Below are 24268 nucleotides of genomic sequence, written 5' to 3'. Positions count from 1 at the left end.
ACGATGACCGAGAACACCACCGAGACCACGAGCCTGGCGCCGCAGGGCCGCACCGAGCGCGTCACCCACTCCCTCGTCCGTGACGTCGCGCTGCCCGGCGGCGCCGGCACGCTCGCGCTCGTCACCCTCGACAACGGACTCGACCACACCAAGCCCAACACCCTCGGGCCCGACGGCCTCGCCGAGCTCACCGCGGCGCTGACGGCGCTGCAGCAGCGCGCCGCCGCCGGCGAGATCGTGGCCGTGGGCGTCACCGGCAAGCCGTACTTCCTCGCGGCGGGCGCCGACCTGCTCGGCGTGGGAGCCGTCACGTCGCGCGAGCAGGCGCTCGAGCTCGGCCGCTCCGGGCACGCCGCCTACGAGCTGCTCCACACGATGGGCGTGCCCACGTTCGCGTTCGTCAACGGGCTCGCGCTCGGCGGCGGCCTCGAGGTGGCCCTGAACTGCGACTACCGCACCGTGGCCTCCGACGCCGCCGCGCTCGGCCTGCCCGAGACCGGCCTCGGTCTCGTCCCCGGCTGGGGCGGCGCCTACCTCGTGCCGCGGCTCGTCGGTATCGAGAAGGCCGTCGACGTGCTGCTCTCCCGCCCGGCGGCGAACAAGCCGTTCAAGCCGGCCGAGGCGCTGAAGATCGGCCTCGTGGACGAGCTGTTCGACGCCGCGGACTTCCTCGAGCGCTCGATCGACTGGGCCGCCCGCGTGCTCCGCGGCGAGGTGACGCCTCCGCGGCGCGAGCTCGACCCGCAGCCCGTGTGGGACGCCGTCGTGCAGGGCACCCGCGAGCGCCTCGACGCGCTCGTCGCCGGGTCCCGGCCCGCTCCGTACCGCGCGCTCGAGCTGCTCGCCGGGGCCCGGAACGCGTCGCGCGCCGCGGCCTTCGAGGCCGAGGACGAGGCGCTGGCCGACCTGATCATGACCGACGAGATGCGGGCGAGCGTCTACGCGTTCCAGCTCACGTCCGCCGGCAAGAAGCCGGTCGGCGCGCCCGACAGGAAGCTCGCCCGACCGGTCACCCGCGTCGGCATCGTGGGCGCCGGGCTGATGGCCGCCCAGATCGCGCTGCTCGTCTCGCAGCGGCTCGGCGTCCCGGTCGTCATGCGCGACCTCGACGAGGAGCGTGTCGCCAAGGGCCTCGGGTTCGTCCGCAGCACCGTCGACAAGCTGGTCTCCCGTGGCCGGATGACGCCCGAGGTCGCCGACCGGATCGCGGCGAGCGTCACCGGCACCACCGACATCACCGACTTCGCGTCCTGCGACGTCGTCGTCGAGGCCGTCACCGAGGTCATGGGCCTGAAAAAGAAGGTGTTCGCCGAGCTCGAGGACGTCGTGGGCGAGGACACCGTCCTGGCCACGAACACCTCCGCGCTGTCGATCACCGAGATGGCCTCCGACCTGCGCCACCCGGAGCGCGTGGTCGGCATCCACTTCTTCAACCCGGTGGCCCAGATGCCCCTGGTCGAGGTCGTGAACGCCGAGCGGACCTCCGACGAGGCCCTCGCCACCGCGTTCGCCATCACCAAGAAGCTCCGCAAGACGGCAGTGCTGGTCAAGGACCGCCCCGGGTTCGTGGTGAACCGTCTGCTCGTGCTCGTCATGGGCAAGGTCGTCGAGGCGGTGGAGAACGGCACGTCGGTCGAGGCCGCCGATGCCGCGCTCGCCCCGCTCGGCTTCCCGATGCCGACGTTCGAGCTCTTCGACCTGGTGGGTCCGGCCGTCGGGCTGCACGTGCTCACCTCGCTCCGCGAGGACCTCGGCGAGCGGTTCCCGCGCTCGGCGGGCCTGGAGAAGCTCGTCGCGGACGGCACGCGGGTGGTGCTCGACGCCCCGGCGCCGGGGCTGCACAAGCCCGTCGACCCGGCGATCCAGGCGGTGTTCGGCGAGGCCCTCGAGGCGGGTGCGCCGGGCCGCTCGGGCACGCCCGTGCTGGACGCCGCCGGGGTCCTCGACTCCGTGCTGACGGCCCTGACGGTCGAGATCGGTCACATGCTCGACGAGCAGGTCGTGGCCGACCCGTCCCAGATCGACCTGTGCATGATCCTCGGGGCCGGGTGGGGCTTCCACACCGGCGGCATCACGCCGTACCTCGACCGCACGGGCTACAGCGAGCGGGTCCTCGGGCGGCGGATCCTGCCCGACGGCGTCGCCAACGTCGCCTGACACCTGACGTCCACACCTCCTCGCCCGGGGAGCACGCACGGTGGCCGGTCCCCACGTCGGGGGCCGGCCACCGCTGTCTGCGCCGCCCGACGCCGTTGCCGCGGCTCGGAGCGTCCCGCCTCTCTCACGACCGGTGGGACTACGCTGGCCGGCGTGAGCAGCCACGGAGGAACTCCTGTCACGACCGTCGCCGAGCTCGAGCAGCTGGTGGGATCACCCCTGCCCCGCGTGCGCGACAAGGTGGACGATCGGCTGCGGGAGGACCACCGGCGCTGGCTCGCGGAGAGCCCGCTGTGCTTCGTCGCCACCGCCGGCGCCGACGGCCGTGCCGACGTCTCCCCCAAGGGTGACCCCGCCGGCTTCGTGCACGTGCTGGACGACGTCACCATCGCCGTCCCGGACCGGCCCGGCAACAAGCGCGTCGACGGGTTTCGCAACGTGCTCGTCAACCCGGAGGTCGCCCTGATCTTCGTGGTGCCCGGCCGCGGCGACACGTTGCGCGTCAACGGCACCGCACGTCTCCTGCGCGACGTGCCCTACGCGGAGCAGATGCAGGTCAAGGGAAACGTGCCGTCACTGGTCCTGGAGGTGAGCGTCCGCGAGGTGTTCATGCACTGCGCCAAGGCGTTCCTGCGCTCGCGCACGTGGGACCCGGAGTCGTGGGCCCCGGACGCCGTCCCGCGCCGGGCCGTGCTGGCGCACCGGCTCGAGGCGCCCGACGTGCCGCTGTCCACGCTCGACGAGCACTACGGTCCGGCCTACGCCGAGCGTCTGTACGGCTGACAGTCCGGCGTTCTCAACGGCGGTGCGCCGGCGAGGCCGCGAGCGCCACGACGTCGCGCGTGGTCCCGGCGACCACGTCCGGACGCGCACCGCCGGACCACGCCCGGCCGTGGGACACCCACCCGGTGCGGGTGCCGGCGGCGCGGCCCACCGCGACGTCGGCGTGGGCGGCGTCGCCGATCATCCAGACGTCGCGCCGGTCGACGTCAGCCATCCCCAGCCGCTCGAGGGCGATCTCGACGAGCCGTGGGTCGGGCTTGGCCACGCCCTCCTCCTCCGAGACGACGATCGCGTCGACGTGCCGCTCGACGTCGCAACGGGCGATCTTGCCGCGCTGCTGGGCGGAGTTGCCGTTGGTGACCACGCCGACGGCGTGCCCGGCGCCGCTCAGCACGTCGAGCGTGTCGAGGACGCCGGCGTACGCCTGGACATGGTCGCGGATCCCGGCACGGAACAGCTCGATGGTCCCCGGCACGTCGTCGGGCAGACCGAGCCGGTCGATGACGACCCGGGCGAGGTCCGCCTTGCGGGAGAAACCGCCGTCGTCGGCAGCGATGATCGCGGCGAGGTCCGCGTCGGTGCCCCCGTGGCCGGCCACGGCCTCGCCGGCCCAGGCGGCGAAGGCGGCGTCGCGGTTCACGAGCGTGTTGTCGAGGTCGAACAGCCAGATCACGCCCGTACGTTACCGGCCGAGGGCCTGACACGGTCCGGTGGCCCGGAGTATGGTCGAGGTGGGCGGCGCGTCCCGCCCCACCTCCGGACCGGCGCTCGCGCCGTCGGGACCACCGTGCGCGGCACGGTGGTGGAGGCAAAGGGGACCTCGAGTGCTCGACGCGTCGGCCAGGACATCCGTGTTCCGGTGCGACACCGCGAGCGCGAGCCGCAGGTGGCGCACCTCGAGCACAGGAGTCCTCATGACCTCCCACGAGTCGTTCAAGCGCCAGGTCCGCGAGCGCATGGCCCGCACCGGAGAGCGCTACGCCGCCGCGCGCCGCTCCCTGCTGCCGGACAACCCGCCGTCGGGCGCCGCGCCCGGCTGGGTGAGCCGGCCGGAGACGTCCGACGCGACGATCAAGGAGAACACCGGCCACGGCTGGGACGAGTGGGTCTCGATCGTCGACGACGGTCCGGGCCGCTCCGCCGGGCACACCGAGATCGCGGCCTGGGTGGCCGCGCACCACGACGTCTCCGGCTGGTGGGCGCAGACCGTCACCGTCGGGTACGAGCGGATCACCGGTATCCGGTTGCCCGGCCAGATGCCCGACGGCACGTTCACCGTCAGCCGGTCCAAGGTGCTGGGACTGGACCACGACACGGCGCACGCCCTGCTGCTGGACGACGCGGACCGTGCTGCTCTCGTGCCGGGGCTAAGTCTCTCGCCCCGCTCCCGGCCGGGCGTCAAGCGTCCCCGCTTCGCCGTCGCCGAGACCGGCGCGCTCGACCCGGCCGAGCACGGCGTGCTCATGGTGTCCACGGACCCGGTGGGCGGGCGCACCCGGATGACCCTCACCCACGAACGGCTGGCGTCTCCCGCGGCGGCGGAGCACTGGCGCGGGTTCTGGGGCGAGTGGCTCACCGCGCTGGCGGGCTCCGAGGTCACCGCCCGCTGAGGTCGGTGCGCGCCCGGCCCTCCGGCCGCTCGTGGCCCGGGCCGGGCGGCGTGCCGTCCTCCTCGCCGAGCGCGCGGAGCACCGACGGCACGAGCGCCTTCGCGGTGCGCCGGTAGCCGAGCGCGCTCGGGTGGAAGCGATCGAGGCTGAACGCCTCGTCGGGATGGTCGACGAAGAACGGCCCTACGACCTCCGCGAGCGAGACGGGATACGCACCCGCCGCCCGCGCCGCCACGGCCTGCGCGGCGGCGAGCTGTCGCGAGGCGCGTGCGCCGAGGGCACGCAGCGGCTGGGGCACCGGGCGCAGCGCACCCAGGTCGGGGCACGTGCCCACGACGACGACGCAGCCGAGGGCGTGCAACCTGTCGACCGCCTCGACGAGGTGGCTCACCGACACCGGCACCGGCACCCGGTGGGTGACGTCGTTGCCACCCACCACGACGACGGCGACGTCCGGCCGGTAGGCGGGGTCCAGGGCGTCGAGCTGGGCGGCCAGGGCGGACGACTCGGACCCGACGACGGCGCCGACCCGCAGCCGCACCGGGCGGTGCAGGCGCTTCGCCAGGCCACGGGCGATCCGCGCCCCGAGGGTGTCCTTCCGACGTTCGGCGCCGAGGCCGGCGGCGACCGAGTCCCCGAGGACCAGCAGGTCGAGCGGCGGGCCGCCGTACTTCTTGCGCCAGACGCGGTCGGCGTCCAGCGCCTCCTCGCCGAGCGCCTTGCCGATGCGGCGCCGGGCCAGCGCCGCCTGCCTGCGGAGCAGCTCGGCGGCCGCGACGACCGCCAAGGCGGCGCCGACGGACGCGGCCAGGGCCGTGGCGAGCACCGGGACCATGATCGGAGGACGAGCCATACCTTCGTTCAAGCAGACCGGCCTGAACTGGTGGTGGCCGCGCGGTGACGTGTCGGCGTCGGTCCCGCGTCGCGGCGCGTCGGCGGGCGACGACGTCGCAGCCGCACCATGATGCCTCCATGACGGAGCCGCGCACGATGGGTGTCGAGGAAGAGTTCCTGCTGGTGGGACCGGACGGGTCGCCGGTGGCGAAGGCGCAGGAGGCGCTCGCCGCCTCCGGGAACGACAACCGCGAGGGCGGGACCGGCGCGCTGGAGCCGGAGTTCATGGAGGAGCAGCTCGAGACGGCCACGCACCCGCACGCGTCCTTGACGGCCCTGGCGGCGGAGATCCGTGCCGGCCGCGCGCGGGCGCAGGACGCGGCCGACCGAGTCGACGCCCGGGCCGTCGCGCTGGCCACCTCTCCCATCGCGTTCACCGGGACCACGGTGTCGAAGCTGCGGTACCAGCAGGCACGTCGGGTGTTCGGCATGACGGCGCGCGAACAGCTCACGAGCGGGTGCCACGTGCACGTCGCGGTCGCGGACGACGCCGAGGGTGTCGCCGTGATCGACCGGATCGGGCCGTGGTTGCCCACGGTGATGGCGCTGAGCACCAACTCCCCGTTCTGGCAGGGCGAGGACACCGACTACGCGAGCTTCCGCTCCCAGGTCTGGACCCGGTGGCCGACGGCGGGGCCGACCCGCCGTTTCGGCACGCCGCAGGCCTACCACGCCGCGATCGAGGCACTCGTCGCCACGGACACCGTCCTGGACCAGAACATGGTCTTCTTCGACGCCCGCCTCTCACCGCGCTACCCGACGGTCGAGGTGCGCGTGATGGACGTCTGCCTCGACCCGGACACGGCGACCCTGATCGCGGCGCTCGTGCGAGGCCTGGTCGAGACGGCGGCGCGCGAGGCCGCCGACGGGCACGAGGCGCCGGACCACGGCGTCGAGCTGCTGCGGACCGCGGCCTGGCGCGCCGGCCGGTCGGGCCTGGCGGGCGACCTCGTCTCCCCGCTGACCTGGCGACCGGCGCCGGCGCACGACGTCGTCGGTCAGCTCGTGGCCCACGTGCGTGACGCACTGGTCGACACCGACGACCTGCGGGTGGTCACGGACCTGCTCGGCAGGCTGTGGTCCACGGGCGGCGGCGCCGCCCAGCAACGAGCGTGGTTCGCCCAGACCGGCGACCTGCACGGCATCGTCGAGCGGGCGCTGAAGGTCACCCACTCGTGAGGTCTGCACCGTCCTCGACGACCCACGCCGTCGCGAAGACCACGTTGTCCGCCAGCAGGGTGATGGCCTCGCGGGCGTCGACGTGCGGAGTGGAGAACGCGAGCTGCACGACGCCGCGCCCGCCCGGCGCGGCGAGCCAGTAGTCCAGCACCAGCATGTCGAGGTCGTCGCCGCCCACGTCGGAAGCGCCGCGCTCCACGTGCGCGTGCCGCACGAACGGCCCCGCCGGCATCTCGGAACCGACCAGGGTGTCCCGCTCGGTCAGCGTCGGCCGGATCCAGTCGGCGACCCGCACCAGGTGCGGCTGCCCGCCGGTCTCGGGCCCCAGGTCGTGCCAGTACAGCACCAGGCTGAGCGCCAGGGCGGCGTCATCCGTGCGCTGCAGGAGAAACGCCAGCAGCCGTCCGCCCGCCGACGACGCCCGCTCCCCCGCGCGCTCCAACCATTCGCGCATGTCGCGGCGCAGCCGGGAGCCGCGGTCCCCGAGCACCGTCGTCTGCTGCTTGACGAGCCGCCGCACCTGCTGCCGGCGACGCTCGTCGTCGTCCAGCTCGATGACCGCCCACTGGCGCGGCAGGTTGAGGTCGAAGCCCACGGCCCGCGCGCGGGCGATCGCGTCCGCGTCGTCCGGCGTCAGCTCAGGGAGCGGGACGACAGCGCCCTCGACCTCGTCGGTCGGCGTGGTGTCGTCCTCGGCCACCGGCGACGTGTCACCGGCGTCGGGGAGGTCGCCGGCGACCCAGGCGACGTCGTCGTCCCCCGGTTGCGGCGCGAGCACCAGCAGCACGTCCTCGGGCGTGGCCACCATCGGGTGCGGTCCCGCGGGATCGAACGCCACCCGCTCGATCGCCTCGGCGTGCTGGACGAGGAACGGGACGAGCGTGGTCCCCCTGCGCAGCGCGAACTCCCGGTCCGGCGCGTGCGGGGTGAGGTAGGCCGCGAGCGTCTGCGCCGACGAGAACAGGCACAGCTCGTACGGCCGTGCCGAACCCTCCGGCGCCTCGAAGACCCGGTTCTGCGTCTCGCCGTCCGCGGGCCGCAGGATCGGCACGACGACGACGTCGTGGCGCAAGGCCTGCCCGATCGCCGGCACGTCCTGCGCCTCCAGCGCCGCCGCCAGCCGCTCGGAACCTACCTCCGGCAGCGCGGCCACGGGGATGGGCTCACGGTCCGCGCTGCTCGTCTCGTCGTTCATTCCTCGATCATCCTTCATCGCAGGCACATCGTTCGGGACCGCACCAGACGCTGTCGAACGCGACGGGCACCGGGCTGTCCGGGCGTCACACCGATGCCACCTCACGAACGATGCGCACGTCGAGGTGTCCCGCGATGACATCCGCAGCACTCGCGTCGCCACCGATGCGCCGGTCCAGGGCGCGCTGCCCCACGTCGGGGTCCACCTCCCCGAGGATCTCCGCGTAGAGACCATCAGGCGTCTCGAACCCACGGAACACGGCGAACCACTGTCTCGGCTCGGCAACGGTTGCGAAGACCACCATGCCTTCGCTCGTCCGCCCGCCACGCACCTCGAGCACGCCAGCATCGGGGTGGACCAAGTACCACCGTGCACCCAGCTCCACCGCGCCCACCGGAGCATCAGCCGGTCGGCGTGCACGCCTATTCCACGGATTCACCGTGGCGTCCCACATCTCACTCCTCGGCCCCGCCGCCGTCCGGGCGCCGGGGGCCCTCGACGAACGCGGCAAACTCCTCGGCCGATTCGCGATCGTCGAAGAACTCGACATCCAGATACCCGCGGACGAATCCCGTCGGCCTGTGACGTGACGTGACCTCCTCGACAACCGCGCCCTCGCGAACCTCGGCGATCGCACTGGCGCCTCCTGCATAGTCGCCGACGAACCAACGCCGGGAGGAACCCTGCGTCGCAGCAACGCTGCCGATCTCGAATTCGTCAGCAGGCACGCTCGACTCGACCTCCAGCACGCCCAGCTCGGGATGAAAGATCGTCATGCGCACGGGTCGCGGGACGTCCTGAACCGCGGTGCCGCGCCGCTTCTTCGCGAGCCAGCTCATCGGACCGCCATCACGATGTCGTCGAGCCGTTCCACTGCCCCGGTGCGCGACCAGTCGATGACGTACTCGGGCGCCCCGCCAGGAAAGCCGTCCATCGGCAGCGCATGCCGGACGTCCTCGACGTGACTCACGTCATTGAGTCGACCAACGATCAGGTCCGTCATATCGTTCGTCCCGTACTTGCCACCGCTGGGCATGCCGAGCGTGCTCCGTTGGTCGTGAAGGACGCGCGGATCCACGGGCGACCAGGACTTGCCGTACCACTGTGACGAGCCACCATAAAGCCGGAAGACCTCGTCGCCCACCTGCGGCCGCACGACAGGGCGCAACCACTGTCCCGCGGACTCGACCAACGCGGACGGGTCGTTGCGGAGGAGGCGCAGGGCATCACGTGGCTTGAAAGCCGTGGCGGCCGCTTTGGCGGCGGACTTCGCCGTCCCGGTTGTCGCGTCGCGCAGGAGCACCCGAGTCGTCACGAGCCTCCCGATCGCCTTCGCAGCACCGCCGAGGCCGATGCACGACAGCGCGGCCCCCGCGATCGAGATGACGGCCTCGGTCCAGGACCGCTCGCCCGTCGACGCCAGCGCGATGTTGCCGATGGCGTTCACGATGGCTGCGACTGCCGCGACGATCAGCAGCACCCCGGCGAGCGCCTGCCCGATCACCGGGATCCAGGCGACCGCAAGAGCCAGCACACCAGCGATCGTCGACACCCAGCCGGCGATGTCGGTGATGGCGGCGACGAGGTCAGCGCCCCAGTCGTCCCACCAACCGTCCTTCAGCCCGTCGTGCTGGGTGATGTCCTCGATGTCGCCGATCGCTCGTTCGGCGGCGCGGTCGCGCATGTCCACGGCGGTGTCGATGTCGGAGCGTGCGGCCGCCACCGTGCCGTGGGCCGCGTCGGCGTCGCCGCCGAACTGCGCGGCCAGCCGTTCCCACTGCGACCGCTCGGACTCGTCCTGTGCGCCGTCGGCGAGGTCGACGTAGTAGCGCTGGCGCCCGGAGGCGTCCTCGGCGTCCGCGGCCGCCGCCCGAGCCCGCTCCAGCGCCGTGGCCGAGTCGTCCTGAGCCGCGCTCAGCACGCCCGCGTAGTCGACCAGGGCCCGCCCGGTCGCGGCATACCGTGCGTGCGCCTTCTGGATGTCCGCGACGGTCTCTTCCTTGCGCTCCATCAGCGCGTCCAACGCCTCGGAGATCATCCCGCCGGACTCGAGCCGACTCATCCGCTGCGCGGCGCGGTCGATCGAGTCCGCGACCTCGAGGTAGTCGTTCCCGCCGGCGAGCACCATGACGGCGTCGCCCGGCACCGGGTCGCTCGACAGACCGACGGGGCTCCAGTCGGTGGGCCTCACTCCCCGCCCTCCTCGAGCGCGCGCGCCAGCTCCGAGTCCGCGTCGGTGAACGTCGTCGCCACGGTGGACGCCGCGTCCGCGAGCGCCACCAGGTTCTCGGTCATCTTGGCTCGCTTGTCGTCCCAGTTGTGCGCGAAGGAGCGGACGGCCTCGGCGAGGCCGTCGTGCCCTACCGACTCGGCGAGCCCATCGCTGCGGGTGTTCGCGTTCTCGAACTCGTCCGCCACGGTCGTCAACGACTCGCCCAGCTCCGTCACCGCAGCGACGTCCATCCGCAGATCACTCATGCCAACCCTCCGAGATCCGGTCGACCGCAGCGTATCCGCCGTCCACGACAGGCGCGGTGGGCAGGACTCCCCAGCTCCGAGCAGCGCGGTCCCGGACGGCCAGCCCCGACGCCGGCTCGTCCGGTCGTCCGGCCCGCTCAGTCCTGCGCGAGCGCCGCCAGCGCGTCGCGCACCACGTCCTCGGCGCGCAGCCGCTGCGCCGTGACGATCTGGTCCCGGCTGGCGTGGTCGAGGAACTCGACGGGCAGACCGCGGTGCACGAACGGGGTGCGCACGCCCTGCTCGGCGGCGCGCTGGGCGAGCATCGCGCCGACACCGCCGTCGACCACGCCGTCCTCGACGGTGACGACCAGGTCGTGCTCGCCCGCCATCTTGACCAGGCGCTCGGGGACCGGCAGGACCCAGGTCGGCGCGACGATGTCCACCTCGAGCCCGTGCGCGGCGAGCGACTCCCCCGCAGCGAGCGCCGAACCCACCATCGAGCCGACCCCGACGACGAGCACCTTGCGCCCGGCCGGCGCCTCGCCGCCCGGGGTGTGGCGCGCGACGACGTCGACGCCCTCGAGCTCCTCGAGCGCCTCGATCGGCTCGCCGAGCGCACCCTTGGGGTACCGCACGACGGTCGGGGCGTCGTCGACGTCGACGGCGGTGCGCAGCGCCGTGCGCAGCGTCGCCTCGTCGCGAGGTGCGGCGAGGCGCAGCCCGGGCACGATCCGGAGCATCGCCATGTCCCACATGCCGTTGTGGCTCGCGCCGTCGTCACCGGTGATCCCGGCTCGGTCGAGGACGAACGTCACGCCCGCCTTGTGCAGCGCGGCGTCCATGAGCACCTGGTCGAAGGCGCGGTTGAGGAAGGTGGCGTAGACCGCGACGACGGGGTGCAGCCCGCCGAACGCCATGCCCGCGGCGGAGGTGACGGCGTGCTGCTCGGCGATACCGACGTCGAACGTCCGCTCGGGGAACTCCTCGGCGAAGGGGGCGAGGCCGACGGGGTGCAGCATCGCGGCCGTGAGGCACACGACGTCGGACCGGCGCCGGCCGATCGCGACGATCTCGTCGGCGAAGACCTGGGTCCATCCGAACCGGGACGGGGCGACCGGCAGGCCGGTCTCGGGGTGGATCTTGCCGACGGCGTGGAAGCGATCGGCGACGTCCTCCTCGGCCGGGGTGTAGCCACGACCCTTCTCGGTCATGACGTGCACGATCACCGGCCCGCCGAACGCCTTGGCCCGGCGCAGCGCGGCCTCCGTGGCCGCGGTGTCGTGCCCGTCGACGGGACCGATGTACTTCAGGCCCAGGTCCTCGAACATGCCCTGCGGCGCGACGACGTCCTTGAGGCCCTTCTTCAGGCCGTGCAGCCAGTCGTAGGCGAACCGGCCGGGCGCACCCGTGCGGTGCAGGGTGCGCTTGCCCCAGCCGAGGAACGCTTCGTACCCCCGGGTGACGCGCAACGTGTCCAGGTGGTTGGCGACGCCGCCGATGGTCGGCGAGTAGGAGCGGCCGTTGTCGTTGACGACGATGACGAGGCGGCGGTCGGCGTCCGCGGCGATGTTGTTGATCGCCTCCCACGCCATGCCACCCGTGAGCGCGCCGTCCCCGATGACGGCGACGACGTGGCGGTCGTCGCGCCGCGCCACCGTGTTGGCCTTCGCGATGCCGTCGGCCCACGACAGCGCGGTCGAGGCGTGCGAGTTCTCCACGACGTCGTGCTCGGACTCGGCGCGGCTCGGGTAGCCGGACAGCCCGTCGCGCTTGCGCAGCCCGGTGAAGTCCTGGCGGCCGGTGAGCAGCTTGTGCACGTAGGACTGGTGGCCGGTGTCGAAGACGAACGTGTCGCGCGGCGAGGCGAAGGCCCGGTGCATCGCGATCGTCAGCTCCACCACACCGAGGTTCGGGCCGAGGTGCCCGCCCGTGCGCGAGACGTTCTCGACCAGGAAGTCGCGGATCTCGACCGCGAGCCGCCGGGTCTGCGCCGGAGTCAGGCGGCGCACGTCCTCGGGTGACGTGATCGTGCTCAGCAGCCCCATGCGTTCCTCCCACTGGTCATCCGGACACTCTATCGCCGCGACGGTGAGGTTCTTGTGTGCGGTGCGGGCGGTAGATTCGCAGGGTGCGCTTCCTCGACGGCCAACGGCCCACCACCGACCTGACCTACGGCGACGTCTTCATGGTCCCGTCGCGCTCCGACGTGACGAGCCGGTTCGACGTCGACCTGTCCACCGACGACGGCACGGGGACCACCATCCCGATCGTGGTCGCCAACATGACGGCCGTGTCCGGGCGCCGCATGTCCGAGACCGTCGCCCGGCGCGGCGGGGTCGCGATCCTGCCGCAGGACGTGCCCGTCGAGGTGGTGGCGGACGTCGTGGCGGACACCAAGTCCAAGGACCCGGTGATCGAGACGCCGGTCACCGTGTCCCCCACCGAGACCGTGGCGGCGGTCCTGAGCCTGCTCGGCAAGCGGTCGCACGGTGCCGCCGTGGTGGTCGACGAAGGCCGCCCGGTGGGCGTCGTCACCGAGGCCGACTGCCTCGCCGTCGACCGGTTCGCCCAGGTGGGCGCCGTCGCGTCCGACGGCTTGGTGACGCTCGACGCCGCCCAGGTGGAGGCCGAAGGACTCGAGGCGACGTTCGAGCGCCTGCACGCCGCGAAGGTGCGTCTCGCGCCGGTCGTGCGGGACGGCGTCCTGGTGGGCGTACTGACCCGCAAGGGGGCGGTCCGCTCCACGGTCTACTCCCCCGCGCTCGACGCGCAGGGACGCCTGCGGGTCGGTGCCGCCGTCGGCATCAACGGCGACGTCGCGGCCAAGACGCGTGAGGTGCTCGCCGCAGGCGTCGACGTGCTCGTCGTGGACACGGCGCACGGCCACCAGGACAAGATGCTGGCCGCGCTGCGCGAGGTCGCCGCGGTGCGGTCGGACTTCCCGCACGTCCCGGTGGTGGCCGGCAACGTCGTCACGGCCGACGGCGTGCGCGACCTCGTCGAGGCCGGCGCCGACATCCTCAAGGTCGGTGTGGGCCCGGGCGCGATGTGCACCACCCGCATGCAGACCGCCGTCGGCCGCCCGCAGTTCTCCGCGGTCCTGGAGTGCGCCACCGCCGCGCGCGAGCTCGGCAAGCACGTGTGGGCCGACGGCGGGGTGCGGCACCCGCGTGACGTCGCCCTGGCGCTGGCCGCGGGCGCCTCGCAGGTGATGATCGGCTCCTGGTTCGCCGGGACGTACGAGTCGCCCGGCGACCTCCACGAGGACGGCTCCGGGCGGCAGTACAAGGAATCGTTCGGGATGGCCTCGGCGCGCGCCGTCGCCGCCCGCACCGCGGGTGCGGGTACGGCGTTCGGGCGGGCCCGCAAGGCCTTGTACGAGGAGGGCATCTCGACCGGCAAGATGTATCTCGACCCGGCCCGCCCCGGCGTGGAGGACCTGCTCGACGAGATCACGTCGGGGCTGCGCTCGAGCTGCACGTACGCCGGCGCCCGCACGCTGGCCGAGTTCGCCGAGCGTGCCGTGGTGGGCGTGCAGTCGGCCGCCGGTTACGCCGAGGGCATGCCCCTGGCCACCTCCTGGTGACCTCGTGAGCGCACCCGCAGCGCGCGACCAGCTCGCGGCGCTGGCCGACGCCGGCACCTTCGCGGGCCCCTGGCGCCATGCCCGCGGGGAGATCGACCTGTCGGCCGCCCGGCCCGCTGCGGTGCTGGTGCTGTTCGGCGTGCTCGACGCCCTCGCGGCGGAGCACGACGCGCAGGCTCTCGCCGTGCACCGGGACCTCGACGTGCTCCTGCTGGCACGCGCGGCCACGCTGCGCTCCCACGCCGGGCAGGTCGCGTTCCCGGGCGGCCGGGTCGAGCCCGACGAGGGCGTCGTCGAGGCGGCCCTGCGCGAGGCCACCGAGGAGACCGGGGTGGACACCGCCGGCGTCGAGGTGCTCGGCACCCTGGAGTCCCTCCCGATGCCCGTCAGCAACCACGTGGTCACTCCGGTGCTCGCGTGGTGGACGCGCCAGTCCGCCGTCGGCGTCGTCGACCCGGCCGAATCGGCGCACGTCTTCCGCGCCCCGGTGGCCGACCTGCTGGACGCCTCGAACCGGGTGACCACCGTGCTGCGCCGCGGAGGACGGGAGTGGCGCGGCCCGGGGTTCCTGGTGGACGACGGCGACGCGGAGCACCTCGTCTGGGGGTTCACCGCCGGCATCCTGGACGCCCTGTTCGACCACCTCGGCTGGACCGAGGACTGGGACCGTGCCCGCGAGCTGGACCTCGACGCGTGAGCGACCAGCGATGAAGGCAGACCTGGACGTCACCGTCGACCTGGTGCGCGGCCTGCTCGCCGAGCAGCACCCGGACCTGGCGGACCGGACGCTGCGCGTCGTGGCCAACGGCTGGGACAACGTCATGCTGCGGCTCGGGGACGACCTGGCCGTCCGCGTGCCCTGCCGGGAGGTCGCCGCGCACCTCGTGGAGCACGAGCAGCAGTGGCTGCCGGTGCTGGCTCCGCGGCTGCCGGTCGTGGTGCCCGTCGCCGTCCGGGTCGGCCGCCCGAGCCCCGCCCTGGACTACCCCTGGTCGTGGTCCGTGGTGCCGTGGACCGCCGGCGTGCGCGCGGCGGACGTCCCGGTCGGACGGCGTCGCCGGATCGCCCGACCGCTCGCCGCCTTCCACCGCGCGCTCCATGTCCCCGCGCCGTCGGACGCGCCGGTCAACCCCTTCCGCAACGCTCCGCTGCCCACCCGCGGAACGGCCCTGCGTGGCCGCGTCGAGCGCGGCGTGGTGCCCGACGGCGAGAAGGTCCTCGCGCTGTGGGCCCGCCTGGTCGACGCACCGCCCTGGGGCGACCCGCCGGTGTGGATCCACGGCGACCCGCACCCGGGCAACCTCGTGCTGACCGACGCCGGCACGGGCGGCGAGCGGGACGCGCTGGCCGCCGTCGTCGACTTCGGCGACATGACCTCCGGCGACCCCGCCACGGACCTGGCCGCCGGATGGCTCGTGCTCGACGCCGAGGGCCGCGCGGCCTACCGCGACGCGCTGGCGGACCGCTACCCGCAGGACGACCCCGTGTGGCTCCGTGCCCGCGGCTGGGCGCTGAACATGTCGACGTCGATGCTCGAGTCCGGTCCGGAGAACGCGTGGGTGCGCCGCATGGGCGAGGAGTCGCTGGCCCGGGTGCTCGACGACACCTGACCGGCCAGACTGGTCCCATGACCGGACCAGAGGTACCGCAGGACGTCCGCGAGCTCGTCGACGCCGTCGAGCACCCGGTCCGGCGCCGAGACGCCGAGACGCTGCTGGGCCTCATGTCCCGGGCGACCGGGGAGGCTCCGTACCGGGAGGGCAGCATCGTCGGGTTCGGGCGCTACCGCTACGAGTACGCCTCGGGCCGGTCCGGCGACGCCGCGGCCGCGGGTTTCGCCCCGCGCAAGGCACGCACGGTGATCTACCTCATGGACGGCATCGAGGCGCACAGCGAGGAGCTCGGGCGCCTGGGTCCGCACCAGCACGGCGTGGGGTGCCTCTACCTCAAGGACCTCGAGCAGGTCGACCTGGCGGTGCTGGAGCGCATCGTGGCGACCTGCTACCGCACCCTGACGGCCGGCACGTACGGCCTGCGCGCCCGGGAGGGCGGAGCCTGACGCGTCGCCGCTTGCCATCCCTAGATCTGCGAGGGTTTAATACCTAGCAGATCGAGGGATGGAGCCCCATGCACATCGACAAGGACCTCGTCGCGGCCTCCGCGACACCGCTCGTGCTCGGCATCCTCGCCGAGGGCGAGTCCTACGGGTACGCGATCGCCAAGCGCGTCGCCGACCTCTCCGGCGGCCACATGGAGTGGACGGACGGGATGCTCTACCCCCTGCTGCACCGCCTGGAGCGCAACGGTCTGATCGAGGCGAGCTGGGGCCGCTCCCCCGCGGGACGCCGGCGCAAGCACTACGCCATCACCCTGGCAGGCCGCGAGGCGCTGGCCGAACGACGAGCACAGTGGGAGGTCGTCAGCGCCGCGCTGACCCAGGCGTGGGAGGCGGTGGCCCGCCCGGTGCCGAGCGGCCCCGCCGCGGCCGGAGGGCTCGCCTGATGGACACCGCCACCAGCCTCGAGACCCAGATCGCCCGCTGGCGCGACTACGTCCACCGGCACCGCGCCATCGCCCCGGCCGACGTGGACGAGATGGAGGACCACCTGCGCGAGCGGGTCGCCGACCTCACGGCCACCGGCCTCGACGACGACGAGGCGTTCCTGGTCGCCGTCAAGCGCCTGGGCCGCCTGGACTCCGTCTCCCGCGAGTTCGCCCGCGAGCACTCCGAGCGGCTGTGGAAGCAGCTCGTGCTCGTGCCCGACGGCCCCGACGGCGACGGCTCGCCGGCCGCACGCCGCGAGCTCGCCGTCGTGCTGGCGCTGGCCGTCGGCGCCGGGGTGGCCGTCAAGCTCGGCGCGACCTTCTGGGACGAGACGGTCCTGCTGCGCAACGTCGGTCTCCTCGTGGCACCGTTCCTGGCCGGCTACCTCGCCTGGAAGCGGCGCCTCACCGGACGCACGCTCGGCGCGCTGGGCGCGGCGTTCGTCGCGCTCGGCGTCGTGCTGAACGCCTACCCGTTCGACCCGGCCGGCTCGACGGCCGCTCTGGCGGCTGTCCACGCACCGGTCGTGCTCTGGGCGCTGGTCGGGTTGGCGTACGCGGGCGGCGGGTGGCGGTCCGCCGACCGCCGCATGGACTTCGTCCGCTTCACCGGCGAGCTCGCCGTCTACCTGGTGCTCATCGCGCTGGGCAGCGCGGTGCTCGTCGGCCTGACCTTCGGCCTCCTGGGCCTGGTCGGCGTGGACCTCGAACCCGTGCTGGAGCGATGGCTGATGCCGTTCGGCGTGCCCGGCGCGCTGCTGGTCGCGGCCTGGCTGGTCGAGGCCAAGCAGGAGGTCGTCGAGAACATCGCGCCCGTGCTGACCCGTGTGTTCACCCCGCTGACCACCGTGATGCTGGTGGTGTCGTTCGGGGTCCTCGTCTCGGCCGGCGGACTGACCACCGTCGACCGCGAGCTGCTCATCCTCCTCGACGCGGTGCTCGTCCTCGTGCTCGCGCTGCTCCTGTACTCCATCTCGGCGCGGGACCCGCTGGCGCGACCCGGCCTGTTCGACGGGCTGCAGCTCGCCATGGTGGTGGCAGCCCTCGCCGTGGACGCCGTGGCCCTGACCGCCATGCTCACCCGGATCGCGGAGTTCGGCGCGAGCCCGAACAAGGTCGCCGCCCTGGGCCTCAACCTGCTCCTGGCGGTGCACCTCGTCCGCTCGGGCTGGCTCACCCTGGGATTCTGCCGTCGACGGCGCGGGTTCGCCGCGCTGGAACGCTGGCATACGAGCTACCTGCCGGTCTACGCGGTCTGGGCCGCCGTCGTCGTGGTGGTGTTCCCGCCCGTCTTCGGCTTCAGCTGAGCACGGCGGGGTCAGCCCCGCGCGCGACGAGGGTCGCGCGGATCGCCCGGTGCGCCCGGAGGTACACGCCGTCGTCGCCCAGGAGCAGCGACCGGTCGTTCGCCGCACCGAGCAGGGCGTCGATCTCGAAGGCCACCTGCGCAGGTTCGGCGTCCGGGACGAGCTGTCCGGCGTCCACGGCGCGCTCGACCTGATGGCTCAGGTAGCCGTCCCACTGCGCCTGCACGGCCACCACGGCGTCGCGCACGGGACCGGCCTCCCGCCCGTCGAGCTCCACCTCGGCGGCGCGGAAGAAGCAGCCACCGGTGAAGACGCGCGACCGCGAGTAGGCCGTCCAGGCCTCCACGAGCGCCCACAGCCGGGCGACGCCTGCCTCGGCCGCTCGGGCGGGGGCGATCACCTCCTCGACGAACGTCGTGCGGGCATGGTCGATCACCGCGAGCTGCAGTCCTTCCTTGGAGCCGAACAGCCCGGCGATGCCGCTCTTGTTGACCGGCGCGGCGGTCGCCAAGGAACCGAAGGTCAGGCCGCCCAGGCCTTCGACGGAGGCGACCTGCACGGCATGGTCGAGAACGGCACGCCGGGAGCGGTCGCCCCGCGCCCGGCGCCCGTCGGTCGGCGGGGCCTCAACGTTCGACGTCATGGGAATGATTGTACGACCGTTCGTTCAGTGTTACCGTGCGAACGGTCGTACTTTTACTTGCCGCGCCACCTGGAGGCACCCGTGCCGATCGTCCCGCCCCCCGTCCGCACCGGCTTCCGGCTGCTCGGCACGGTGGCCCCACCGCTCGCCACCGCGCTCGGTGTGCGCGCCATGCGCCGCGTCGGGCCACCGGCGCGCGTCCGCCCGGTGGACGCCGAGGTCCACGACGCCGCCCGGCGCGGAAGCCTGGACATCGACGGCGAACGTGTCGCCACCTACGCCTGGGGAGACGCGGCCGCTCCCCCGGTCCTGCTGGTCCACGGATGGCAGCTGCGCGCCTCCCGGCTCGCCCGACTGGTCGAGGCCTTCCTCGCGGCCGGGCTCCGACCCGTGGCGTTCGACGGCGTCGCGCACGGCGACTCCACGGGACGCCGCACCCAGGCGGTCCAGCACGCCCGGGTGCTGCGCGCCGTCCAGGAGCAGGCCGGTCACGCCCTCGCCGTCGTCGGCCACTCGCTCGGCGCGATGGCCGCCGGCCTGGCGCTGCGCGACGGCCTGGCCGCCGACCGGCTCGTCGCCATCGCCGCGCCGACCGGGTTCGAGTCCGTCATCGGCTCGTTCGTGCGCCAGTCCGGGATCCCACCACGCCTCCACGACCGGCTCGCCGAGCGGGCGGCGCGCGTGATGTTCCCCGACGTCGGCGCACCGCGCACCGAGCTCGACCTGACCCGCCACCCGGTCCCGCCCGGCGTCCCCACCCTGTTCGTGCAGAGCACCACCGACTCGATGAACGACCCGGACAACGCCCGACGACTCCACGCAGCACACCCCGGCAGCGAGATGCTCGTCGCGCCAGGGCTGGGCCACAACCGCGTCCTGGACGACCCGGAGGTCCTCCGCGCCGTCGTCGACCACGTCACCGCGACCCGTCCGACGGGCGCCGGGCCCGTGGCGTCACCTGCCTGGACACGCTCCCGCACACTCTAAAGATGTGATCGCCTACGCATCTTTTGGTTGACACCTGGCAGAAGTGCTCTTAGTGTCGCAGGCGTGCTGTGGCGCGCGTCACCGCCGCCCGCACCGCACCGCCAACGCCGGCGGTACGTCGCACGCGCGAAAGGGAAGACGACGATGTCGAAGAACCCCCCTGCCCGACGCAGGCTCCGCACGGCCGCCGCCACGGCCACCGGGCTTGCGCTCGCCCTCTCAGCAGCGGGCAGCGCTGCCGCGGCCCCGCCGGAGGACGCGGGACGCACGGTGCCGGCCAGCAAGATCTCCATCCAGATGTTCAGCCTGATCCCGTGGGTCGCCGAGGACGGGCTCGACTCGGTGCTCGGCGAGCTGGCCGACATGGGCTACCGGAACATCGAGCCGTTCGGCGGCAACTTCTCCGGGTACACCGCCGAGGAGTTCCGCGCGCTGGTCAAGAAGCACGGCCTGAAGGTCTCGGCGGCGCACAACAGCACCAACGAGGCCACGTGGGACCAGACCCTGGCCTACTCCAAGACCATCGGCCAGCACTACGTCGGCTCGGGCGGCTTCGCGTCCCCGGGCATCGGCAGCTACGAGGACACCCTCGCCACCGCCGCGACGCTGAACCGGCTCGGCGAGGCCGCGTCGAAGCAGGGGCTGCACAAGATCTTCGGCCACAACCACCAGCAGGAGTTCACCACCGTCTACACCGACCCCGCCACGGGCGAGGAGAAGTCGGCGTGGGAGATCATCGCCGACAACACGGACCCGCGGTACGTCACCTTCGAGGTCGACGTCCTGTGGGCGTACGACGCCGGCGTCGACGTCGTCGAGCTCCTCGAGGAGTACGGCGACCGCATCGAGCTCCTGCACGTCAAGGACGGGTTCCTCAACGGCGACGCCCGAGCCACCTTCGCGGACGTCGGTGAGGGCGAGATCGACTGGGAGCCGATCCTCGAGGCAGCCCACGGCCACGTGAAGTACTACACGGTCGAGTACGACTTCGCGCCGGACGGGCGGGAGTTCGCCCAGGACAGCTTCGAGTACCTCGACAACCTCACCTACTGACCTCTCGACGGGCCGCGGCGTCGCCGCGGCCCGTCGGCGTCGTCGAACGGACACGCGATGTGCGGCGGCCGATGACTTCCGGCCCGCCGCGACGTCTCCCCTCCACGGAAGCCCCACGAGGAGGAGACCATGACCACCACCGATCAGAGCGAGCCTGTCCAGGCCGGGCACGCCGTGCCGCCCGTCGTCGACCACGACACCTGGCAGGCCGCCCGCGCCGAGCTGCTCGACCGCGAGAAGGCCCACACCCGCGAGGGCGACGCGATCGCCGCCGCCCGCCGTCGGCTCCCCATGACGGAGGTGGACGCCACGGCACCTCTGATGGGACCGGACGGACCCACCACGCTCGTGGAGCTGTTCGGAGACCGCGAGGAGCTCGTCGTCTACAAGCACATGTGGCACGCGGGGCAGGGCATCGCGGGGCAGTGCGCGGGGTGCACGCTGACCTACTGGGCGACGCAGGAGCCCGCCTACCTGACCGCCCGCGGCGTGTCGTTCGCGGTCTTCGCCCAGGCTCCCTACGACGAGCTCGAGCCGTTCGTCGAGTTCATGGGCTACCCCCGCCACTGGTACTCGGTGGCCGACGTCGACGACGAGATCGTCGCCGGCGACGAGTTCGGCCAGTGGACGTCCTGGCTCCGCCAGGGCGACCGCGTCTTCCTCACCGGCACGCTCACCGGCCGGGGAGCGGAGGCGACCATGCCCACGCTCGCGCTGCTCGACCTGACCGTGCGAGGACGGAGGGAGACGTGGCAGGACTCCCCCGCCGGCTGGCCGGAGGGCGGGCAGCCCGGCTGGTTCTGGATGTCGGACGAGCACTACCGTGGCACCAGCTGGACCGGCGGCAGGCCCACCGTCCAGTGGACCCGCCCCGGCGCCCTCCCGGGAACCGGCACCCACGCGCACGCGCACTGATATCGACCACGGCGCCCCGCCGCTTCTCGAGGGAGCGACGGGGCGCCGTGGTCGGTGCGGTGCGCCGTCGGCTCAGCCGTTGACGAGGTCGCGCAGGACGTACTGCAGGATCCCGCCGTTGCGGTAGTAGTCCGCCTCGCCCGGGGTGTCGATGCGCACGACGGCGTCGAACTCGACGGTCGAGCCGTCGCTCTTCGTCGCGGTCACGGCGACGGTCTCCGGCGTCGTGCCCTCGTTGAGCGCCGTGACGCCGGCGATGTCGAACGTCTCGGTGCCGTCCAGGCCGAGCGACTGCACGGACTCCCCGGCGGGGAACTGCAGGGGCAGGACTCCCATGCCGATGAGGTTCGACCGGTGGATCCGCTCGAAGGACTCGGTGATGACCGCCTTGACGCCGAGCAGCGCGGTGCCCTTGGCCGCCCAGTCCCGCGAGGAACCGGAGCCGTACTCCTTGCCGCCCAGCACCACCAGCGGGGTGCCCTGCGCGGCGTAGTCCTGGGCCGCGTCGTAGATGGTGTCCTGCTCACCCTTGACGAAGTTGTAGGTGAAGCCGCCCTCCACGCCGTCCAGGAGCTGGTTCTTCAGCCGGATGTTCGCGAACGTGCCGCGGATCATCACCTCGTGGTTGCCACGGCGCGAGCCGTAGGAGTTGAAGTCACGGCGTCCCACCCCGTGCTCGGCGAGGTACTTGCCCGCCGGGCTGTCGGCCTTGATCGCGCCGGCCGGCGAGATGTGGTCGGTGGTGACGGAGTCGCCCAGCTTGGCGAGGACGCGGGCACCGGCGATGTCCTCGACCGGCTCCGGCGTGGCACCCATGCCCTCGAAGTACGGGGGCTTGCGCACGTACGTCGACTCGGTGTCCCACGAGAACGTGTCGCCCTCGGGGGTGTCCAGCGCACGCCAGCGGTCGTCGCCGGCGAACACGTCGGCGTAGTCCTTGGTGAACATGTCACGGGAGATCGACGAGGCGATGGTCTCCTCGACCTCCGCCGCCGTGGGCCAGATGTCGCGCAGGAAGATCGGCTTGCCGTCCTCGTCGCGGCCCAGCGGGTCGGCGTCGAAGTCGAACTCCATGGTGCCGGCCAGGGCGTAGGCGATGACCAGGGGCGGCGAGGCCAGGTAGTTCATCTTGACGTCCGGGTTGATCCGGCCCTCGAAGTTGCGGTTGCCAGACAGCACGGAGACGACGGCGAGGTCGTGCTCCTGGACCGCCTCGGAGATCTTCTCGTCCAGCGGGCCGGAGTTGCCGATGCAGGTGGCGCAGCCGTAGCCGACCAGGTGGAAGCCGAGCTTCTCCAGGTACGGCCACATGCCGGCCTTCTCGTAGTAGTTGGTCACGACCTGCGAGCCCGGGGCCATCGACGTCTTGACCCACGGCTTGGCCTCGAGGCCGGCCTCGACGGCCTTCTTGGCCAGCAGTGCCGCGGCGAGCATGACCGACGGGTTCGACGTGTTGGTGCAGCTCGTGATCGAGGCGATCGCGACGGCACCGTGGAAGAGGTCGAACTGCTTGCCCTCGGAGTCGGTGACGGGGACCGTGCGACGCACCTGGTCGTGGGTCGACGGGGAGTCGGAGGCCGGGAAGGACTCCTTCTCGGCCTCGTCCACCGAGTCGATGACGTCCGCCGCGTAGTTCGGCAGGTCACGGGCGAACGCGGACTTCGCGTTCGACAGCTCGATGCGGTCCTGCGGACGCTTCGGGCCGGCGATCGAGGGGACCACCGTGGACAGGTCCAGCTCCATGTACTCGGAGAACGTGGGCTCGACGTAGTCGGACGACGTCGGGTCGAGCCACAGGCCCTGCTCCTTGGCGTACGCCTCCACGAGCGCGAGCTGCTCCTCGGACCGGCCGGTGAGGCGCAGGTAGTCGACGGTGACCCCGTCGATCGGGAAGATCGCGGCGGTCGAGCCGAACTCGGGCGACATGTTGCCGATGGTGGCGCGGTTCGCGAGCGGCACCTGACCGACGCCGGAGCCGTAGAACTCGACGAACTTGCCGACCACACCGTGCTGGCGCAGCATCTGCGTGATCGTCAGCACGACGTCGGTGGCGGTGACGCCGGCCGGGATCTCGCCGGTCAGCTTGAAGCCGACCACGCGCGGGATGAGCATCGACACGGGCTGGCCCAGCATCGCGGCCTCGGCCTCGATGCCGCCGACGCCCCAGCCGAGCACGCCCAGACCGTTCACCATCGTGGTGTGCGAGTCGGTGCCGACGCAGGTGTCGGGGTAGGCGCGGAGCACCGGCGCCCCCCCGTTCACGGAGACCTCGCGCGTCATGACCGTGCGCGCCAGGTACTCGATGTTGACCTGGTGGACGATGCCCGTGCCGGGCGGGACGACCTTGAAGTCGTCGAACGCCGTCTGGCCCCAGCGCAGGAACTGGTAGCGCTCGTGGTTGCGCTCGTACTCGAACTCGACGTTGCGCTCGAACGCGTCGGCGCGGCCCGCGACGTCGATCTGCACCGAGTGGTCGATGACCATCTCGGCGGGCGCCAGCGGGTTGATGCGGGTGGGGTCTCCGCCGAGCTCCGCGACGGCCTCGCGCATGGTGGCGAGGTCGACGACGCAGGGCACGCCGGTGAAGTCCTGCATGATCACGCGCGCCGGCGTGAACTGGATCTCCGTGCTCGGCTGCGCGTCCGGGTCCCACCCGGCGAGCGCGCGCACGTGATCGGCGGTGATGTTCGCGCCGTCCTCGGTCCGCAGGAGATTCTCGGCGAGGATCTTCAGCGCGTACGGGAGGCGCTCGAGCCCCTCGACGGCCGACAGCCGGAAGATCTCGTACGAGCTCCCTGCGACGTCCAGGGTTCCCTTCGATCCGAATGTGTCCACGCTGCTCACTGCGGCTCCTTCTAGGGGCTGTCCGGCGCGGGCACCGAGCTGGCACGTGACAGCGGTTCCGACGCCGAGGTTTCCGGGGGCTCCACCCAGCGTACGCAGAGGTCGCCGGGC

23 protein-coding genes are annotated in these 24268 nt (G+C 72.7%); 13 read left to right on the top strand and 10 right to left on the bottom strand.

All coding sequences use genetic code 11. The features are described 5' to 3' along the window. Nucleotides 1-3 precede the first annotated feature (3 nt). Nucleotides 4-2157: a 3-hydroxyacyl-CoA dehydrogenase NAD-binding domain-containing protein gene (locus BCL65_RS15410; protein WP_106269404.1), complete on the top strand. Its 2154-nt coding sequence runs from the start codon at nt 4-6 to the stop codon at nt 2155-2157. A gap of 153 nt (nt 2158-2310) precedes the next feature. Further along, nucleotides 2311-2940: an MSMEG_1061 family FMN-dependent PPOX-type flavoprotein gene (locus BCL65_RS15405; protein WP_106269403.1), complete on the top strand. Its 630-nt coding sequence runs from the start codon at nt 2311-2313 to the stop codon at nt 2938-2940. Between the two features lie 13 nt (nt 2941-2953). Here the strand turns inward: BCL65_RS15405 and BCL65_RS15400 are convergent, their stop codons facing one another. Beyond that, entirely contained in the window at nt 2954-3613 is a 660-nt protein-coding gene (locus BCL65_RS15400; RefSeq protein ID WP_106269402.1) for an HAD family hydrolase, read from the bottom strand. 241 nt (nt 3614-3854) lie between these two features. On the opposite strand from BCL65_RS15400, the gene BCL65_RS15390 reads away from it, so the two are divergent. Next, entirely contained in the window at nt 3855-4550 is a 696-nt protein-coding gene (locus BCL65_RS15390; protein WP_106269400.1) for a DUF4287 domain-containing protein, read from the top strand. Here the strand turns inward: BCL65_RS15390 and BCL65_RS15385 are convergent. Continuing rightward, nucleotides 4537-5403, bottom strand: coding sequence for an SGNH/GDSL hydrolase family protein (locus BCL65_RS15385; protein ID WP_106269399.1), 867 nt, complete (start codon nt 5401-5403; stop codon nt 4537-4539). The genes BCL65_RS15390 and BCL65_RS15385 overlap by 14 nt on opposite strands. 119 nt (nt 5404-5522) lie before the next feature. Between BCL65_RS15385 and BCL65_RS15380 the strand changes: the two genes are divergently transcribed. Further along, a complete protein-coding gene (locus BCL65_RS15380) occupies nt 5523-6623 on the top strand; it encodes a carboxylate-amine ligase (RefSeq protein WP_106269398.1) in 1101 nt (366 codons plus the stop codon). Here the strand turns inward: BCL65_RS15380 and BCL65_RS15375 are convergent. The 6 genes from BCL65_RS15375 to dxs all read right to left on the bottom strand — a co-directional run bounded on the left by BCL65_RS15375 (nt 6610) and on the right by dxs (nt 12323). Beyond that, the gene (locus tag BCL65_RS15375; RefSeq protein ID WP_106269397.1) at nt 6610-7818 is read right to left on the bottom strand and encodes an SseB family protein; all 1209 of its coding nucleotides are present in this window, start codon (nt 7816-7818) and stop codon (nt 6610-6612) included. The two genes, BCL65_RS15380 and BCL65_RS15375, sit on opposite strands and share 14 nt — an antisense overlap. An 85-nt stretch (nt 7819-7903) precedes the next feature. Then, entirely contained in the window at nt 7904-8158 is a 255-nt protein-coding gene (locus BCL65_RS15370; RefSeq protein ID WP_125206560.1) for a hypothetical protein, read from the bottom strand. 115 nt (nt 8159-8273) lie between these two features. After that, nucleotides 8274-8657, bottom strand: a complete 384-nt coding sequence (locus tag BCL65_RS15365; RefSeq protein WP_106269395.1) for a hypothetical protein — start codon at nt 8655-8657, stop codon at nt 8274-8276. After that, the gene (locus BCL65_RS15360) at nt 8654-9964 is read right to left on the bottom strand and encodes a putative T7SS-secreted protein (protein WP_125206561.1); all 1311 of its coding nucleotides are present in this window, start codon (nt 9962-9964) and stop codon (nt 8654-8656) included. Before BCL65_RS15360 ends, BCL65_RS15365 begins: the two co-directional genes overlap by 4 nt. A gap of 41 nt (nt 9965-10005) precedes the next feature. Further along, nucleotides 10006-10296, bottom strand: coding sequence for a hypothetical protein (locus BCL65_RS15355; RefSeq protein WP_207767747.1), 291 nt, complete (start codon nt 10294-10296; stop codon nt 10006-10008). A 137-nt stretch (nt 10297-10433) separates the two neighbouring features. Next, entirely contained in the window at nt 10434-12323 is a 1890-nt protein-coding gene (gene dxs, locus BCL65_RS15350) for a 1-deoxy-D-xylulose-5-phosphate synthase (protein WP_106269393.1), read from the bottom strand. Nucleotides 12324-12406: 83 nt separating this feature from the next. Between dxs and BCL65_RS15345 the strand changes: the two genes are divergently transcribed. The 6 genes from BCL65_RS15345 to BCL65_RS15320 all read left to right on the top strand — a co-directional run bounded on the left by BCL65_RS15345 (nt 12407) and on the right by BCL65_RS15320 (nt 17715). Then, entirely contained in the window at nt 12407-13864 is a 1458-nt protein-coding gene (locus tag BCL65_RS15345; protein WP_106269392.1) for a GMP reductase, read from the top strand. Between the two features lie 4 nt (nt 13865-13868). Then, nucleotides 13869-14561 (top strand): NUDIX hydrolase, encoded by a 693-nt coding sequence (locus tag BCL65_RS15340; RefSeq protein WP_106269391.1) that lies wholly within the window; start codon nt 13869-13871, stop codon nt 14559-14561. A gap of 10 nt (nt 14562-14571) precedes the next feature. Next, the gene (locus BCL65_RS15335; protein WP_106269431.1) at nt 14572-15474 is read left to right on the top strand and encodes an aminoglycoside phosphotransferase family protein; all 903 of its coding nucleotides are present in this window, start codon (nt 14572-14574) and stop codon (nt 15472-15474) included. A gap of 17 nt (nt 15475-15491) precedes the next feature. Further along, the gene (locus tag BCL65_RS15330; RefSeq protein WP_106269390.1) at nt 15492-15923 is read left to right on the top strand and encodes a DUF1801 domain-containing protein; all 432 of its coding nucleotides are present in this window, start codon (nt 15492-15494) and stop codon (nt 15921-15923) included. A 68-nt stretch (nt 15924-15991) separates the two neighbouring features. Continuing rightward, nucleotides 15992-16366, top strand: a complete 375-nt coding sequence (locus tag BCL65_RS15325; protein WP_106269389.1) for a PadR family transcriptional regulator — start codon at nt 15992-15994, stop codon at nt 16364-16366. Further along, a complete protein-coding gene (locus BCL65_RS15320) occupies nt 16366-17715 on the top strand; it encodes a permease prefix domain 1-containing protein (RefSeq protein ID WP_106269388.1) in 1350 nt (449 codons plus the stop codon). Before BCL65_RS15325 ends, BCL65_RS15320 begins: the two co-directional genes overlap by 1 nt. Here the strand turns inward: BCL65_RS15320 and BCL65_RS15315 are convergent. Next, nucleotides 17708-18358 carry a TetR/AcrR family transcriptional regulator gene (locus tag BCL65_RS15315; protein ID WP_106269387.1) on the bottom strand — a complete coding sequence of 217 codons (651 nt, stop codon included), beginning with the start codon at nt 18356-18358 and terminating at the stop codon, nt 17708-17710. The two genes, BCL65_RS15320 and BCL65_RS15315, sit on opposite strands and share 8 nt — an antisense overlap. Before the next feature lie 81 nt (nt 18359-18439). Here BCL65_RS15315 and BCL65_RS15310 point away from each other — a divergent pair, with 81 nt between their 5' ends. The 3 genes from BCL65_RS15310 (at nt 18440) to BCL65_RS15300 (ending at nt 21313) form a co-directional block, all read left to right on the top strand. After that, nucleotides 18440-19345 (top strand): alpha/beta fold hydrolase, encoded by a 906-nt coding sequence (locus tag BCL65_RS15310; RefSeq protein WP_165800045.1) that lies wholly within the window; start codon nt 18440-18442, stop codon nt 19343-19345. A gap of 144 nt (nt 19346-19489) precedes the next feature. Then, nucleotides 19490-20398: a sugar phosphate isomerase/epimerase family protein gene (locus BCL65_RS15305; RefSeq protein WP_106269386.1), complete on the top strand. Its 909-nt coding sequence runs from the start codon at nt 19490-19492 to the stop codon at nt 20396-20398. A gap of 129 nt (nt 20399-20527) precedes the next feature. Then, nucleotides 20528-21313: a DUF899 family protein gene (locus BCL65_RS15300; RefSeq protein WP_106269385.1), complete on the top strand. Its 786-nt coding sequence runs from the start codon at nt 20528-20530 to the stop codon at nt 21311-21313. Nucleotides 21314-21385: 72 nt separating this feature from the next. On the opposite strand, the gene acnA is transcribed toward BCL65_RS15300, so the two are convergent. Beyond that, complete coding sequence (gene acnA, locus BCL65_RS15295; protein ID WP_106269384.1) at nt 21386-24157, bottom strand: aconitate hydratase AcnA; 2772 nt, start codon at nt 24155-24157, stop codon at nt 21386-21388. Nucleotides 24158-24268: the final 111 nt, after the last annotated feature.

It is taken from the genome of Isoptericola halotolerans, from assembly GCF_003003075.1.
Taxonomy (GTDB): Bacteria; Actinomycetota; Actinomycetes; order Actinomycetales; family Cellulomonadaceae; genus Isoptericola; species Isoptericola halotolerans_A.
The sequence above is the reverse complement of the archived record's forward strand: the minus strand, read 5'-3'. Positions and strand labels throughout refer to the sequence as shown.

What these genes read in the sequence shown, in the direction of transcription:
- BCL65_RS15410 (WP_106269404.1), top strand. Translation starts at nt 4, where the DNA reads ATGACCGAGAACACCACCGAGACCACGAGCCTGGCGCCGCAGGGCCGC.
- BCL65_RS15390 (WP_106269400.1), top strand. Translation starts at nt 3,855, where the DNA reads ATGACCTCCCACGAGTCGTTCAAGCGCCAGGTCCGCGAGCGCATGGCC.
- BCL65_RS15385 (WP_106269399.1), bottom strand. Translation starts at nt 5,403, where the DNA reads ATGGCTCGTCCTCCGATCATGGTCCCGGTGCTCGCCACGGCCCTGGCC.
- BCL65_RS15380 (WP_106269398.1), top strand. Translation starts at nt 5,523, where the DNA reads ATGACGGAGCCGCGCACGATGGGTGTCGAGGAAGAGTTCCTGCTGGTG.
- BCL65_RS15375 (WP_106269397.1), bottom strand. Translation starts at nt 7,818, where the DNA reads ATGAACGACGAGACGAGCAGCGCGGACCGTGAGCCCATCCCCGTGGCC.
- BCL65_RS15365 (WP_106269395.1), bottom strand. Translation starts at nt 8,657, where the DNA reads ATGAGCTGGCTCGCGAAGAAGCGGCGCGGCACCGCGGTTCAGGACGTC.
- BCL65_RS15355 (WP_207767747.1), bottom strand. Translation starts at nt 10,296, where the DNA reads ATGAGTGATCTGCGGATGGACGTCGCTGCGGTGACGGAGCTGGGCGAG.
- dxs (WP_106269393.1), bottom strand. Translation starts at nt 12,323, where the DNA reads ATGGGGCTGCTGAGCACGATCACGTCACCCGAGGACGTGCGCCGCCTG.
- BCL65_RS15335 (WP_106269431.1), top strand. Translation starts at nt 14,572, where the DNA reads ATGAAGGCAGACCTGGACGTCACCGTCGACCTGGTGCGCGGCCTGCTC.
- BCL65_RS15330 (WP_106269390.1), top strand. Translation starts at nt 15,492, where the DNA reads ATGACCGGACCAGAGGTACCGCAGGACGTCCGCGAGCTCGTCGACGCC.
- BCL65_RS15325 (WP_106269389.1), top strand. Translation starts at nt 15,992, where the DNA reads ATGCACATCGACAAGGACCTCGTCGCGGCCTCCGCGACACCGCTCGTG.
- BCL65_RS15320 (WP_106269388.1), top strand. Translation starts at nt 16,366, where the DNA reads ATGGACACCGCCACCAGCCTCGAGACCCAGATCGCCCGCTGGCGCGAC.
- BCL65_RS15315 (WP_106269387.1), bottom strand. Translation starts at nt 18,358, where the DNA reads ATGACGTCGAACGTTGAGGCCCCGCCGACCGACGGGCGCCGGGCGCGG.
- BCL65_RS15305 (WP_106269386.1), top strand. Translation starts at nt 19,490, where the DNA reads ATGTCGAAGAACCCCCCTGCCCGACGCAGGCTCCGCACGGCCGCCGCC.
- BCL65_RS15300 (WP_106269385.1), top strand. Translation starts at nt 20,528, where the DNA reads ATGACCACCACCGATCAGAGCGAGCCTGTCCAGGCCGGGCACGCCGTG.